Source organism: Mycobacterium sp. MYCO198283, from assembly GCF_021213805.1.
Lineage (GTDB): Bacteria > Actinomycetota > Actinomycetes > Mycobacteriales > Mycobacteriaceae > Mycobacterium.
The window spans coordinates 453,743-466,671 of record NZ_JAJQJI010000002.1; the positions used below are offsets into that span (position 1 = coordinate 453,743).

Annotated in this window: 18 protein-coding genes and 3 tRNA genes; 6 read left to right on the forward strand and 15 right to left on the reverse strand. The window is 68.2% G+C overall.

Annotation, left to right across the window (positions count from 1 at the left end; genetic code table 11):
- Nucleotides 1-5 precede the first annotated feature (5 nt).
- Both LV457_RS06405 and LV457_RS06410 read left to right on the forward strand, forming a co-directional pair.
- Nucleotides 6-143: a hypothetical protein gene (locus tag LV457_RS06405; protein ID WP_232169832.1), complete on the forward strand. Its 138-nt coding sequence runs from the start codon at nt 6-8 to the stop codon at nt 141-143.
- On the forward strand, nt 140-1,051 hold the full coding sequence (locus LV457_RS06410; protein ID WP_232169834.1) for an endonuclease/exonuclease/phosphatase family protein: 912 nt from the start codon (nt 140-142) through the stop codon (nt 1,049-1,051). The genes LV457_RS06405 and LV457_RS06410 overlap by 4 nt, the downstream gene beginning before the upstream one ends.
- Nucleotides 1,052-1,143: 92 nt before the next feature.
- Here LV457_RS06410 and rplA read toward each other — a convergent pair whose 3' ends face one another.
- The 12 genes from rplA to LV457_RS06470 all read right to left on the reverse strand — a co-directional run bounded on the left by rplA (nt 1,144) and on the right by LV457_RS06470 (nt 7,130).
- Nucleotides 1,144-1,851 carry a 50S ribosomal protein L1 gene (rplA, locus tag LV457_RS06415; RefSeq protein ID WP_232169838.1) on the reverse strand — a complete coding sequence of 236 codons (708 nt, stop codon included), beginning with the start codon at nt 1,849-1,851 and terminating at the stop codon, nt 1,144-1,146.
- Between the two features lie 101 nt (nt 1,852-1,952).
- Nucleotides 1,953-2,384: a 50S ribosomal protein L11 gene (rplK, locus tag LV457_RS06420; protein ID WP_232169841.1), complete on the reverse strand. Its 432-nt coding sequence runs from the start codon at nt 2,382-2,384 to the stop codon at nt 1,953-1,955.
- A gap of 51 nt (nt 2,385-2,435) precedes the next feature.
- Complete coding sequence (gene nusG, locus LV457_RS06425) at nt 2,436-3,203, reverse strand: transcription termination/antitermination protein NusG (protein WP_374198744.1); 768 nt, start codon at nt 3,201-3,203, stop codon at nt 2,436-2,438.
- Between the two features lie 36 nt (nt 3,204-3,239).
- Nucleotides 3,240-3,686: a preprotein translocase subunit SecE gene (secE, locus tag LV457_RS06430; protein WP_232169844.1), complete on the reverse strand. Its 447-nt coding sequence runs from the start codon at nt 3,684-3,686 to the stop codon at nt 3,240-3,242.
- A gap of 80 nt (nt 3,687-3,766) precedes the next feature.
- Nucleotides 3,767-3,839, reverse strand: a tRNA-Trp gene (locus tag LV457_RS06435).
- A gap of 147 nt (nt 3,840-3,986) precedes the next feature.
- Nucleotides 3,987-4,496 (reverse strand): (3R)-hydroxyacyl-ACP dehydratase subunit HadC, encoded by a 510-nt coding sequence (hadC, locus tag LV457_RS06440; protein WP_232169847.1) that lies wholly within the window; start codon nt 4,494-4,496, stop codon nt 3,987-3,989.
- A gap of 2 nt (nt 4,497-4,498) precedes the next feature.
- Complete coding sequence (gene hadB, locus LV457_RS06445) at nt 4,499-4,927, reverse strand: (3R)-hydroxyacyl-ACP dehydratase subunit HadB (protein WP_232169851.1); 429 nt, start codon at nt 4,925-4,927, stop codon at nt 4,499-4,501.
- A complete protein-coding gene (hadA, locus tag LV457_RS06450) occupies nt 4,914-5,393 on the reverse strand; it encodes a (3R)-hydroxyacyl-ACP dehydratase subunit HadA (protein ID WP_232169854.1) in 480 nt (159 codons plus the stop codon). Before hadA ends, hadB begins: the two co-directional genes overlap by 14 nt.
- 51 nt (nt 5,394-5,444) lie before the next feature.
- Nucleotides 5,445-5,612, reverse strand: a complete 168-nt coding sequence (gene rpmG / locus LV457_RS06455; protein ID WP_232169857.1) for a 50S ribosomal protein L33 — start codon at nt 5,610-5,612, stop codon at nt 5,445-5,447.
- 34 nt (nt 5,613-5,646) lie between these two features.
- Nucleotides 5,647-5,723, reverse strand: a tRNA-Met gene (locus LV457_RS06460).
- Between the two features lie 51 nt (nt 5,724-5,774).
- Nucleotides 5,775-5,847, reverse strand: a tRNA-Thr gene (locus tag LV457_RS06465).
- 86 nt (nt 5,848-5,933) lie between these two features.
- A complete protein-coding gene (locus tag LV457_RS06470) occupies nt 5,934-7,130 on the reverse strand; it encodes an NAD(P)/FAD-dependent oxidoreductase (protein ID WP_232169859.1) in 1,197 nt (398 codons plus the stop codon).
- Nucleotides 7,131-7,209: 79 nt separating this feature from the next.
- Here LV457_RS06470 and LV457_RS06475 point away from each other — a divergent pair, with 79 nt between their 5' ends.
- From LV457_RS06475 to LV457_RS06485, 3 genes are all read left to right on the forward strand, one after another.
- Complete coding sequence (locus LV457_RS06475) at nt 7,210-7,926, forward strand: MBL fold metallo-hydrolase (protein WP_232169861.1); 717 nt, start codon at nt 7,210-7,212, stop codon at nt 7,924-7,926.
- 140 nt (nt 7,927-8,066) lie between these two features.
- Nucleotides 8,067-8,915, forward strand: a complete 849-nt coding sequence (locus LV457_RS06480) for a hypothetical protein (RefSeq protein WP_232169863.1) — start codon at nt 8,067-8,069, stop codon at nt 8,913-8,915.
- Nucleotides 8,916-8,926: 11 nt separating this feature from the next.
- Nucleotides 8,927-9,628: a crotonase/enoyl-CoA hydratase family protein gene (locus LV457_RS06485; RefSeq protein ID WP_232169865.1), complete on the forward strand. Its 702-nt coding sequence runs from the start codon at nt 8,927-8,929 to the stop codon at nt 9,626-9,628.
- A gap of 3 nt (nt 9,629-9,631) precedes the next feature.
- On the opposite strand, the gene LV457_RS06490 is transcribed toward LV457_RS06485, so the two are convergent.
- Complete coding sequence (locus LV457_RS06490; protein ID WP_232169867.1) at nt 9,632-11,056, reverse strand: wax ester/triacylglycerol synthase family O-acyltransferase; 1,425 nt, start codon at nt 11,054-11,056, stop codon at nt 9,632-9,634.
- Between the two features lie 168 nt (nt 11,057-11,224).
- Between LV457_RS06490 and LV457_RS06495 the strand changes: the two genes are divergently transcribed.
- Entirely contained in the window at nt 11,225-11,971 is a 747-nt protein-coding gene (locus LV457_RS06495; RefSeq protein WP_232169869.1) for an SDR family NAD(P)-dependent oxidoreductase, read from the forward strand.
- On the opposite strand, the gene LV457_RS06500 is transcribed toward LV457_RS06495, so the two are convergent.
- The gene (locus LV457_RS06500; RefSeq protein ID WP_232169871.1) at nt 11,972-12,481 is read right to left on the reverse strand and encodes a MarR family winged helix-turn-helix transcriptional regulator; all 510 of its coding nucleotides are present in this window, start codon (nt 12,479-12,481) and stop codon (nt 11,972-11,974) included.
- A 17-nt stretch (nt 12,482-12,498) separates the two neighbouring features.
- A complete protein-coding gene (locus tag LV457_RS06505) occupies nt 12,499-12,774 on the reverse strand; it encodes a hypothetical protein (RefSeq protein WP_232169873.1) in 276 nt (91 codons plus the stop codon).
- Nucleotides 12,775-12,929 lie beyond the last annotated feature (155 nt).

The following is a 12,929-nucleotide window of genomic DNA, read 5'->3' on the forward strand; positions in this document are numbered from 1 at the left end:
TCGGCATGGACAGCGACGCAGCGCGCCGATCCGCCACTGCGCCGATGGACCGGGTGTGGTGCCGGCTGGACTCCACCGAGATCCTGCGTGACGACAAGATCGGCGAGTTCGCGAACCTCGACATCGACTACCGCGAGCAGTGAGGTTCGTCGGCTACGCCGCGATGGCCCTGGCCGTCGCCGGGCTCGTGGTGCGCTTTCTTCCCACCAGCACGCTGCCGGTGTTCCTGCTGTCGGCGGTGTCGCCGTACCTGATGGCGTGCGCGCTGGTGGCGGCGCTCGGGTTCGCGATCGGCCGGCGGTGGCGGCCATTCGCCGCAGCGCTGGCGCTGGCAATCGCCGGGGTCGCGACCTTGCAGCCGTTCGCCGCCCACCGGGTTCCGGGCACCGGCCAGGCCGTCCGGATCCTGTCGGCGAACCTCGGAAAGGGTTCGGTGGAGGTGTCGTCGTTCGCCGACTGGGCGACCCAGCACGCCGACATCGTCGCGGTGCAGGAGCTCACGCCGTACGCCACGCAGGAGTTCGAACGGTCCGCGCTGGCGGAGGTCTTCCCGTACAAGCGCATCGACCCGCAGCAGGAGTCGCGCGGCGTCGGCATCTACAGCCGGTATCCGCTGCGACAAATCGACGAATCCCCGCTGCTGATCGCCGCAACCGTCGCCGTCCCGGGCACCTCGGCCGGCATGACCGTCGGCGCCCTGCGGATCCCGAACCCGCTCAGCTCGTCCATCGGCGACTGGCGCGCCGGACTGCGGCGCGTCGCCGACCAGTTCCGTGATCCCCCGACCGGCTGCTTGACGCTGGCCGGCGACTTCAACTCCACCGTCCACATGCGTGACTTCCGCGAACTGCTGGCCGCCGGGTTCGCCGACGCCGCTCAGCAGGCGGGAGACCGCTTCGTCGCGACCTTCCCGTCGGTCAACGTCATGCCGCCGCTCATCGGCATCGACCACGTGCTCACCCGCGGGTGTGTGGCGACGTCGGTGTCGACGGTGAGCGTCATGCGGTCCGATCACCGCGGCCTGGCGGTCGCGGTCGAGGTGCCGCGCTGAGGCGGCCTGGCGGCCTACGCCTCCGCGACGATGGTCGGCTCCGGCCTGGCGGCCTACGCCTCCGCCACGATGGTCGGCTCCGGCCTGGCGGCCTACGCCTCCGCGAAATTCCGGGTGACCGACGGGTCCACCGGAATGCCCGGGCCCGTGGTCGTGGAGACGGTGACCTTCTTCAGGTAGCGGCCCTTGGACGCCGACGGCTTGGCCCGCAGGATCTCGTCCAGCGCGGCGCCGTAGTTCTCCGCGAGCTTCTTCTCGTCGAAGGACGCCTTGCCGATCACGAAGTGCAGGTTGGCCTGCTTGTCGACGCGGAAGTTGATCTTGCCGCCCTTGATGTCCTGCACGGCCTTCGCGACGTCCGGCGTCACGGTGCCGGTCTTCGGGTTCGGCATCAGGCCGCGCGGGCCCAGGATGCGGGCGATGCGGCCGACCTTGGCCATCTGGTCGGGGGTCGCGATCGCGGCGTCGAAGTCGGTCCAGCCACCCTGGATCCGCTCGATCAGGTCGTCGCTGCCGACCTCGTCGGCGCCGGCGGCGGCGGCCTGCTCGGCCTTGTCGCCGACCGCGAACACCACGACGCGGGCGGTCTTGCCGGTGCCGTGCGGCAGGTTGACGGTGCCGCGCACCATCTGGTCGGCCTTGCGGGGATCGACGCCCAGCCGGATCGCCACCTCGACCGTCGCGTCCTGCTTCTTCGAGGCGGTTTCCTTGGCCAGCTTCGCCGCTTCGAGCGGCGTGTACAGCTTCGTCTTGTCGATCTTCTCCGCGGCTTCGCGGTAGGCCTTGCTCGTCTTGCTCATTCGTCTCTCCTGAATGTCAGAGGTTGTGGTCGGTACGGGCCGAAGCTGGCCCTCCCACGGCGGTGCCGAACTACTCGGCTCCGGTCTGGTCGATCCGCAAGCTACTCGACGGTGATGCCCATCGACCGGGCGGTGCCGGCGATGATCTTCGACGCCTGCTCGACGTCGTTGGCGTTGAGGTCTTCCTTCTTGGTCTCCGCGATCTCGCGGATCTGGTCCCAGGTGACCTTGGCGACCTTCGTCTTGTGCGGCTCCGCCGAACCCTTTTGCACACCGGCGGCCTTGAGCAGCAGCTTGGCGGCGGGCGGGGTCTTCAGCTGGAACGTGAAGCTGCGGTCCTCGTAGACGGTGATCTCCACGGGGATGACGTTGCCGCGCTGCGATTCGGTCGCGGCGTTGTACGCCTTGCAGAACTCCATGATGTTGACACCGTGCTGGCCGAGCGCCGGACCCACGGGCGGGGCGGGGTTGGCCTGCCCGGCCTGGATCTGGAGCTTGATCAGCCCGGTGACCTTCTTCTTCTTCGGGGGCATTGTTCCTCTTTCGTGTTCACGCGATCCGGGCGGCGCTCGGCGCCGGGGTCGCTAGATCTTGGAGACCTGGCCGAACGTCAGCTCGACGGGGGTCTCGCGGCCGAAGATCGACACCAGCACCTTCAGCTTCTGTTGTTCGGCGTTGACCTCGCTGATGGACGCCGGCAGCGTGGCGAACGGCCCGTCCATGACGGTGACCGACTCGCCGACCTCGAAGTCGACCAGCACCTCGGGCCGCTCCAGCGTGGCCTCCGACGTCGCGGCGCCGGCCGTCGATGCGGGCCGGCCGGACTTCTTCGCCGCGCCCTGCGGCAGCAGGAACTTCACCACGTCGTCGAGGCGCAGCGGCGAGGGCCGCGAGGTCGCGCCGACGAAGCCCGTGACGCCCGGCGTGTTGCGGACGGCGCCCCACGACTCGTCGTTGAGCTCCATACGCACCAGGATGTAGCCGGGCAGCACCTTGCGGTTGACCTGCTTGCGCTGGCCGTTCTTGATCTCGGTGACCTCTTCGGTGGGCACCTCGACCTGGAAGATGTAGTCGCCCACGTCGAGGTTCTGCACGCGGGTCTCGAGGTTCGCCTTCACCTTGTTCTCGTAGCCGGCGTAGGAGTGGATGACGTACCACTCCCCCGGCTTGCTCCGCAGCTCCTTCTTGAGCGCGGTCGCCGGGTCGACGTCCTCCTCAGGAGCCTCCGCAGGCGCGGCCTCGGGGGCCGTCTCCTCCGGAGTCGTCGCGTCAGTCGTCACGTCAGCAGTCGTGGTGTCGGTCTCGTCGATGACGTCCACCGAGTCGCCGGTTTCGCCGTCCAAGCTCGTCACGGTAAATCGGTCCTTCCTACAAACCTTTGGGGGCGGTCAGTCGCCGAACACCAGCTGCACGAGCTTCGCGAAGCCCCAGTCGACGCCGAAGACCAGCGCGACCATGAACGCCAGGAACACCAGCACCACGGTCGTGTAGCTGACCATCTGCTTGCGGTTCGGCCAGATGACCTTGCGCAGCTCGGCGACCACCTGCTTGATGTAGGTGACGACGAACAGCAACGGGTTGCGCGACGGGCCGGACTTGCGGGCCGTCTTCGCCTTCTTGCCCGACCCGTTCTTGGTGACACCGGAGTCGCCGTCGGTCTCCGGCTCGGCGGCACTGCCACCGTCGGTGCCGGCGACGGCCTGCCGCGACCGCTTACCCGTCGGACGCAGCGGCCGGTTGGCAACGGCGGTGCGTCCGCCGGCCGGAGCCGGGCTGCCGTTATCGCTGTCGCTGCCGTCGCCGGGGGCGCCGGCACTGTCGCGCTCGTCGCTCACCGCATGCCCTTCCCATCCGTAGTCGTGTGCTGTCTCTGGTGTTCACTTCCCAGTGTCCACACGCTGTCGAGTCCAGTGTGCAGGGGCGACAGGACTTGAACCTGCAACCTGCGGTTTTGGAGACCGCTGCTCTGCCAGTTGAGCTACGCCCCTTCGGGGGAGCCGTCGGGCCCACCCAGGTGGGGCCCACATGACTTGCGCGCTCCCCGTTCGGCCGATCGGAACCGACGGACAGCGCGCATGTACTGGGAGAACCCCGAGGACAGAGTGTACCTCCACCCGCCTACAGGTACTAATCCACTACGCGCCGACGGCGGTGCGGACGACCTGGCCGGTCGCCGGGTCCCACTTGGCCGAGATGGAGTTGTCGCCTTCGTGCCCCATCAGCGTGGTGAACGACTCCATGACGACCTCGCCGTTGGGGTCCTCCAGGACGTTGCGGGTGGTCACGATGTCGGCGCCGAACCGCTCGTCGACCGTCTCGATGTACATCGTGCCCGTCAGGGCGTCGCCGACCTTGATCGGCCGGTGGAAGAGGAACTTCTGGTCCACCTGGACGATCTGCATCGTCTCCAACCCCACGTCCACATGCTGGAAGAAGTGGTTCTGGATCATCACCGCGAAGATGGACATGAAGGTCAACGGCGCCACCAACGAGTCGTGACCCGACTCGGCCGCGGCCTCTTCGTCGACGCTGACCGGATCAGCGGACTTCACGGCCTTGGCGTACTGCCGAACCTGCTCGCGGCCCACGACGAAGGCGTCGGGGTACTTCCACACCATGCCCTGGATGTCAGCCTTGAGTGCCACGGTTACGCCAGCTTCGCCGTCGCGACGGCACGGCCGAAGATCTTCTTGCCGCCGGTCGTCGCGGACAGCGCGATGGTGACGGACTTGGTCTCCGGGTCGGTGGACTTCACGCGGCCGTTGAAGGTGATCTCGGCGCCCTTGCCGTCGTTGGGCACCGGCACCACGGCGGTGAATCGCACGTTGTACTCGGTCACCGCGCCCGGGTCGCCGACCCACTCGGTCACGTAGCCGCCGCCCAGCCCCATGGTGAGCATGCCGTGGGCGATCGCGGTGTCCAGCCCGACCTGCTTGGCGATCTCGTCGTCCCAGTGGATCGGGTTGAGGTCCCCGGACACGCCGGCGTAGTTGACCAGGTCGGCCCGGGTCAGCGGGATGACCTTCTCCGGGAGTTGGTCGCCCACCTTGACCGAATCGAATTCACGCAATGCCATCGCTGAAGCCACTCTCTCCGTTTTCCTCGCTCCGCCCCGCCAGGGTGGTGTAGGTCTCTTGGACCACGTCACCGTTGCCGTCGCTGACGACGGTCTTCAGCACGATGATGTCCGTGCCGTGTGCCTGCCGGACGGCGTCCACCGAGACGTCGCAGTACAGGGCGTCGCCGTCGACGACCGGGCGGATGAATTTGAAGACCTGGTCGACCTGCACGATCTGGCGATCCGAGATCCCGATGTTGGCGTTGGCGAAGAACGCCGTCTGCGCCTGGTATCCGACGATGGAGGTGAAGGTGAGCGGCGCGACCAAACCGTCGTAGCCGAGGTCGGCGGCCGCTGCCTCGTCGTGATAGGCCCCGTCGTCGTTCTTCACCGCGACGGCGTACTCGCGAATCTTCTCGCGCTCCACCTCGTAGCGGTCGGGGAAGCGGTATCGCTTCCCGACGATGTCTTCGGACAACGGCACGGTCGAAGAACCTACCTAGTCGGATCTGGTACCGAAAATCGGCAGGAGAAGCTACCGCGACTCGCGGTGCGGCCGGTGGGTGCCGCAGTTCGGGCAGAACTTCTTCAGCTCCAGCCGGTCGGGGTCGTTGCGGCGGTTCTTCTTCGTGATGTAGTTGCGGTGCTTGCACACCTCGCAGGCCAGCGTGATCTTCGGCCGCACATCGGTGCTGGACGCCATGTCGGCTGTCTCCTCTTGGTACGTCTTCGTTGCCTGGTAGCGATGGCCGGACTCGAACCGGCGACCTAACGATTATGAGTCGTTCGCTCTAACCGACTGAGCTACACCGCCGCGGGGCGTCTACCGATGGGCGACCAGTATTGCGGCCACCCGGAACACCCGAGCCCCCTAACGGAATCGAACCGTTGACCTTTTCCTTACCATGGAAACGCTCTGCCGACTGAGCTAAGGGGGCCTGACCCTACTGACGGGCCTCGTAGAGATTACAGCGTCGGCAATCAGGGCGCCAAACCGCTGGTCAGCCGCGCACCGCCGCCGAATTCACGCCCGGCCCGGCAGGATCAGGTGCCAGTACATCGGCGGCAGTGCGTAGCGGTCCACCGCCCAGGTCGCCCGGTAAGCCTTGAGCGGGTCGACGAACGACGGCAGTGACGAGCTCAGCTCGCCGCGGCGGTCGAATTCGCCGAAGATCAACCGGTGCGCGTCCGTGGCGATCGGCGCGACGGTGTAGCCGTCGTATTCGCTGAACCCGCCGCCGCGCCGGACGGCGAGGATGTTGTCGGCCAGGATGGCGGTCTGGCGCCGCAGCGCCCCGCCGGACGGATCGGTGTCGACGGTCGCGCAGTCGCCGATCGCCCACACACCGGCGTGGCTGCGGTGGCGGAAGGTGCGCGGATCGACGTCGACGAGACCGTGGCTGCCGTCCGCGGTCAGGCCGGATTCCGCCAGCCACCGCGGCCCGCGAAACGGCGGGACGAGATGCAGCATGTCGTAGTCGACGGTCTGCGACGTCCCGTCCGGGCCGATCCAGGTCACGGCCCGCCGGTCCGGGTGGACCCCGGTCACCCGTCCGTGCCGCAGCTCGACGCCGAGTTCGTCGAGGTGGCGGCGGAGCCGGTCGTCGAGGGCCGCAACGCCCAGCAGGTCCGGTCGATCGACGATCAGCGACATCCGCACAGCGGGCAGGATTCCGGTGCGGCGCCAGTGCGCCGCCGCGAGGAACAGCGGCTTGATCGTGGTGCCGGTGCAACTGACCGGCGGGCGGGGCACGGTGAACACCGCGTGCCCGCCGGCGGGCAGTGCCTTCACCAGCTCCCAGGTCTTCTCGGCGAGGTCGACGTAGTTGCTGGCCACCGCCGGGCTGCGCAGCGCCGCCGAGAGATCGGGCAGCTCGTCGGTGTCGGGCACCAGCCCGGTGGCGACCACGACGTCGCGGTAGCCGTAGGACGTTCCGTCGGCGCACGTCACCGCGCGGGCGGCGGGGTCGACGGCCGTCGCCGGCTCGCGGATCCAGGTGGCGCCGCGCGGAATTACGGAGCGCTGGGTGCGTTCCGCATCGCGCAGTGACGCCTCGCCACCGCCCACGTAGGACAGCAGCGGGCGGTAGGTGTGCACGCCCTGCGGTTCGATGATCGCGACGTCGGTGACGCCGCGGCGGATCAGCCGCGCCGCGGCGCTGACGCCGGCGTTGCCGCCGCCGACGATCAGGACATCGAACGTGCGTTGCACTGCTGCCATGCTCGTCGCGTACCCGCGACGTGACCGCTGATTTGGTACGCATCGATGACGGATCGGCTTTTTGCCTAGGGTGAGGCGCATGGCCGATTCCGACCGTCTGTACTTCAGGCAATTGCTCGCGGGCCGCGACTTCGCCGCCGACGACATGATCGCGCAGCAGATGCGCAATTTCGCCTATCTGATCGGCGACCGCGAGACCGGCGATTGCGTCGTGGTCGACCCCGCGTACGCGGCGCCGGAGCTCGCGGCGGCCGCCGAGGCCGACGGCATGCGGCTGTCGGGTGTGCTCGTCACGCACCACCATCCCGACCACGTCGGCGGGACGATGATGGGGTTCACGCTCAAGGGCCTGGCCGAACTGCTCGAGCACACCAGCGTGCCGGTGCACGTGAACGCCCAGGAGGCGGACTGGGTGTCGCGCACCACCGGCATCGCGCGCAGCGACCTCACCGCCCACGAGCACGGCGATCGGGTGCTGGTCGGCGACATCGACATCGAGTTGCTGCACACGCCCGGCCACACGCCCGGCAGCCAGTGTTTCCTCGTCGACGGCCGGCTGGTGGCGGGCGACACCTTGTTCCTGGAGGGCTGCGGCCGCACCGACTTCCCGGGCGGCGATTCCGACGCCATCTACCGGAGCCTGCAGCAGCTGGCGAAGCTCGACGGCAACCCGACGGTGTTCCCGGGCCACTGGTATTCCGCCGAACCCAGCGCGCCGCTCGAAGACGTCAAGCGCACGAACTACGTCTACCGCGTCAGCAGCCTGGAGCAGTGGCGCGACGCCATGGGCGGCTAGCAAAGTATTCAAATGGTTGCTGTACATCGGTTGACCGGCGGGAGTGCGCGGTAAGGACGCCTGGCCACGACCGCTCGAATTTTCCCAGTCCGCGATGCGGCAACCAAGTCGGTGGCTCGAAACTGTGATATAAGCAGCACATGGGTGTGGCGCAATGGGCTGGCGACCGCTGGGACGAGCTGACCGGTGTGCGGTCCGGTGCATGGCTGGCCCTCGCGGCGTGGCTGGCCGTGCTGCTGGCGGTGGCGGCCTGGCTCTACGCCCACCGGCAGATCCGCCGCGTGCACGCGCTCAACGCTGCGCAAGCGCAACCGAACGTCGTGATGTTCATGGAGCCCAACGCCGCCGACTGGCACGTCATCGAGTTGGTCGTCAAGAACTACGGACGCACGCCGGCCTACGACGTGACGCTGCACTTCGACAATCCGCCGACCGTCGTGGCCTACGAGGACACCTACGAGGGCCGGCAGAGCGAGGTCGTCGCGGTGCAGCTGCCCGACGTCATCCCGGTGCTGGCGCCGGGCCAGGAGTGGCGCACGGTGTGGGACTCGGCGATCGACCGTGAGCAGGTCGGCACGGCGGTCGCGTCGCGGTTCGAGGGCACCGTGCAGTTCTTCGACCGGCCGGGCAGCGCCCGCCGCCGCAAATCGCTGCGCTCCGAGGTCGTGCTCGACTGGGCGGCGCTACAGCCCGTGCAGCGGCTCGAACTGCTCACCGGCCACGAGCACGCCAAGCGCGAGAAGCAGAAGCTGGAAATGCTCCGGAGCCTGCTGACGTACTTTCACTACGCCGCCCAGGAGACCCGCCCGGAGGTTCTCCGGCGCGAGATCGACAAGGTCAACCGATCCGTCGAGGAAATCCAGGACCGGTGGCGCCGACACCGGCTCGACGACGCCACCGATGTGCACGCGGTCGTCAACGGCAACGGTTCGGCGCGCCATCGTCGTCCGGCGCAGTCCGGACGGCGGAACAAAGTCGGCGCTTTGTAACATCACCGCTCATGAGCGCACCGGTGAGCTACCAACTCGACGACGACATCGCGACGATCACGCTCGACGACGGCAAGGTCAACGTGCTGTCGCTCGAAACGCAGGGCCACCTCCGCGACGCGTTCGACCGCGCGGAATCCGACGGCGCCAAGGCCGTGGTGCTCGCCGGCAACGCCAAGGTGTTCAGCGCCGGGTTCGACCTCGCGGTGTTCCAGTCCGGCGACCGGCAGGCGTCGATCGACATGCTCAACGGCGGGTTCGAGCTGACGTTGCGCATGCTCACCTTCCCCCGGCCGATCGTGGTGGCGCAGACCGGCGCCGCGGTGGCGATGGGCGCGTTCGTGCTGCTCGCCGGCGATCACCGCGTCGGGGCGGCGAAGCACAAGATCCAGGCGATCGAAGTGGCGATCGGGATGACGATGCCGTTCGCGGCCCTGGAGATCATGAAGCTGCGGCTCACCCGGGCCGCCTTCCAGCGCGCGGTCGGTCTGGCGTCGGTCTACCGCGGGGACGCCGCGGTGGCCGCCGGCTGGGTCGACGAGCTGACCGAACCGGAGAACGTGCGCACTCGCGCCGCGGAAGTGGCGAAGGAGCTGTCGGCGCTGCCCACCACGGCCCATCTGCAGAGCAAGCTGCGTGCTCGCGAGGAGGCGTTGGCCGGCATCCGCCACGGCATCGAGATCATGGATTCGGAGTTCGAGTTCCAGCCCTGAGCGCTAGGCCGAGACGCTCACCTGGGGCTGGACGTCGAGCGGTGTGAGCTCGGTGGAGAGCCCGGCGGCCCGCCGCAGTTCGACGAACTCGGCGATCATGGCCTCGGTCAACTCGTGCGGGTCTTCGAGGGTCGCCGGTTCGCTCAAGACCGAGATGCTCAGCTGGTCGACGTAGCTCCACACGGTGATGTTGAGGCCCGCGGCGGCGGTGAGCGGGCCGACGGAGTACAGCTCGGTCACCAGCGCGCCGCCCACCTTTCCGTAGGAGCGCGGCCCGGGGACGTTCGAGATCGTCAGGTTCTGCAGCTTGTTCTGGCCGTCGCGGGTGGCGAGCCAGCCGAACATCGCCTCGGCGGCCGACGGCGGCAGGTAGTTCGTCCAGCGGCTCACCAGTTCGGGCCCGAGCAGATAGTTGCTCTCCTTGGCGGCGGTGGCGGCGTCGTGGGCGTAGCGGACCCGCTCGAGCGGATCGGTGAGGTGCGTCGGCAGCGCGACCAGCATGCCGGTGAACTTGTTACCCGAGATGCGGTCGGAGGTGTCGAACGCCACGGGCACCGATGCCACCAGCGGATCGTCGGCGACGCCGTCATAGCGCAGCAGGAGCTGGCGCAGCGCGCCGGCGGAGATACTCAGCACCAGGTCGTTGATGGTGACGCCGAGGTGCTTGCTGGTCTGCTTGACGTCGGCCAGGGGCAGCGTCGCGGTGGCGAACGTCCGCTCCGGGCGCAGCATGTGGTTCATGAAGGTCGGTGGCGGCTCGACGGGCCGGGACAGTTCCAGCCCCATCTTCCGGCCGCTTTGCCGGACCCGCCGCACGCCGTCGTAGGTGTACTTGAACAGCCCCGGCAGTCGGCCGATGCCGCGCATGTGGTCGCGGAACGCCTCGTTGACCAGCTGGGTGCTGCGTGGCACCGGGTCGGTGACGTAGATGTCACGCTCGTCCTGCAGGCCGGTGTCGATGTCCATGCCGCGCGCCATGAGATTGCCCGACGCGACACCGTCGGCCAGCGCATGGTGCACCTTGCCGACGACGGCGATCTTCCCGTCGGCGAGGCCTTCGATCAAGTACATCTCCCACAGCGGCTTGCTGCGGTCGAGCGGGGTGCTCGCGATCTCGCCGATCGCTTCGTCGAGCTCCCGGCGGCCGCCCGGCGCGGGCAGCTTCCACGGCCGCACGTGGTAGTCGAGGTCGACGTCGACGTGCTCCCGGAACATCGGGTGGTGGAACTTGCCCGGGATCTCGACGAGCTGGTAGCGGAACGGCTCGAGCTTGTGCAGCCGTCGGCGCAGTGTCCGGCGGAAGACCTTGACGTCGAATCGGTCGGAGATCTCGCTGACGTCGATCACCGCGACCTTCAGCGTGTGCATGTGCACGTTCGGCGTCTCGCTGTAGAGCAGGACCGCGTCCCAGCCGCTCAACCGCTTCACGTGCCCCACCTCTTCTAGATGAGTGATCCAGCTCTCCGGCTTGTATAACCGGTTGCGGGGCTCTCACACGCCGATTCGGCCGTGTTCCGTCCACTCGGCGGAATAGGTGACATGTCACCGATGTTGTGTCCGCCGTAAGCGATCGGCACAACTCGGACAGGCGGCATCATGAACCAACTCAGCGGTAAGACAGCACTGGTCACGGGCGGCACCTCGGGCATCGGCCTGGCGACCGCACAGCGGCTCGCCTCGGAGGGAGCGCATGTCTTCCTCACCGGACGCGACCAGGCCCGGGTCGACGCGGCCGTCGCGTCGATCGGCGACGGCGCCACCGGGGTCCGCAGCGACGTGTCGGAGCCCGACGAGCTCGACGCGGTGCTGGCCGCGGTGCAGGAGCGCGGCCGTGGCCTCGACGTCGTCGTGGCCAACGCCGGCGGCGGCGAGTTCGCCACACTGGCCGAGACCACGCCCGATCACCTGCAGCGCACCTTCGCCACCAACGTGTTCGGCACCGTCTACACCGTGCAGAAGATGCTGCCGGTGCTCAACGAGGGCGCGTCGATCGTGCTCACCGGGTCGACCGCGGCCCACAACGGTACGCACGCATTCGGCGCCTACGGTGCGTCCAAGGCCGCCATCCGGCTCTTCGGCCGGACCTGGGCCAACGAGCTGGCCGACCGCGGCATTCGGGTGAACACCGTGACGCCGGGGCCCATCGAGACGCCGGGACTCAAGGGGCTGGCACCCAGCGGTCAGGAGGACGCACTGCTCGAGACCATGAAGGCCGGCGTGCCGCTGGGCCGCATCGGTCGGCCCGACGAGGTGGCGTCCGCCGTGGTGTTCCTGGCGTCGGACCAAAGCAGTTTTATTACTGGCACCGAGCTCTTCGTCGACGGCGGTCAAGAGCAGATCTGATCAGTCACGCGGCGGCGGCCGGTCTTCGTCGATGACCGGCCGCGGCAGCGTGCCGTGGCGCAGGATCGACTCGTAGGCCACCTCGAGGATGTCGGCGAGCTCGGCGAGCTGGGTGTCGGTCAGGTCGGTGAAGAACAGTTGCTTGACCCACGCCGCGTGCAGCGGAGCGGCCGAGGCGAACGCGGTCTCGCCGTCGCCGGTCAGCACGGCGTCGGTCGCCCGGCCGTCGGTCTCCGACGGTTGACGGCGCACCAGCCCACGCCGGTTCATCCGCTCCAGATGATGCGACAGCCGGCTGCGCTCCCAGCCGATCGTCGTCGCCAACACATTCAGCCGCGCGCGGTGCTGCGGCGCATTCATCAGCGCGTTCATCACGGTGTAGTCGCCCAACGACATGCCGCAATCGGTCTGCAGCTGGCGGTTCATCTCGTACTCGAGACGGTGATACACGCGCATGTAACGCAGCCAGGCGCGATGCTGAGCCGGCTCGAGCCCGTCGCGCCTCGGCATGCGGAGAGCTTAGGCCGTCAGCAGCGGGTGAGCTCCTTGTCGATGATCGGCAGCGGCGGCCGGTCCGCGGGCGGACGATGGGTGAAGCGCTGCTGCAGGACGACGCCGTTGGCGCGCCGCATCGAGGCAGACACCAGACGAGTCGCGTGGGTGCGCGCCCAGCGGAGCGACGCCACGGCGTCGTCGGTGCTGGTGGCCGTCGCGGACCGAAGTCCGGTGGCCCACTCGTTCACTAACGCGGTCATGAGGTACTCCTCGAACTTCTCGGAAGCGTCCAGGCGGATGCTTCTCATCAATACAACGTCCGCCGGGCCGGGTAGGTACCCGGCGAAACCCGGCGATCACCGTGACGCTCACCACGTCGCACACCGAATGCGACGGCGCTCACCTCACCGCCGACGTACACAGCAAGGCATTCGTTGCCGCGGAGCTGTCGGCGCCCCTCGTT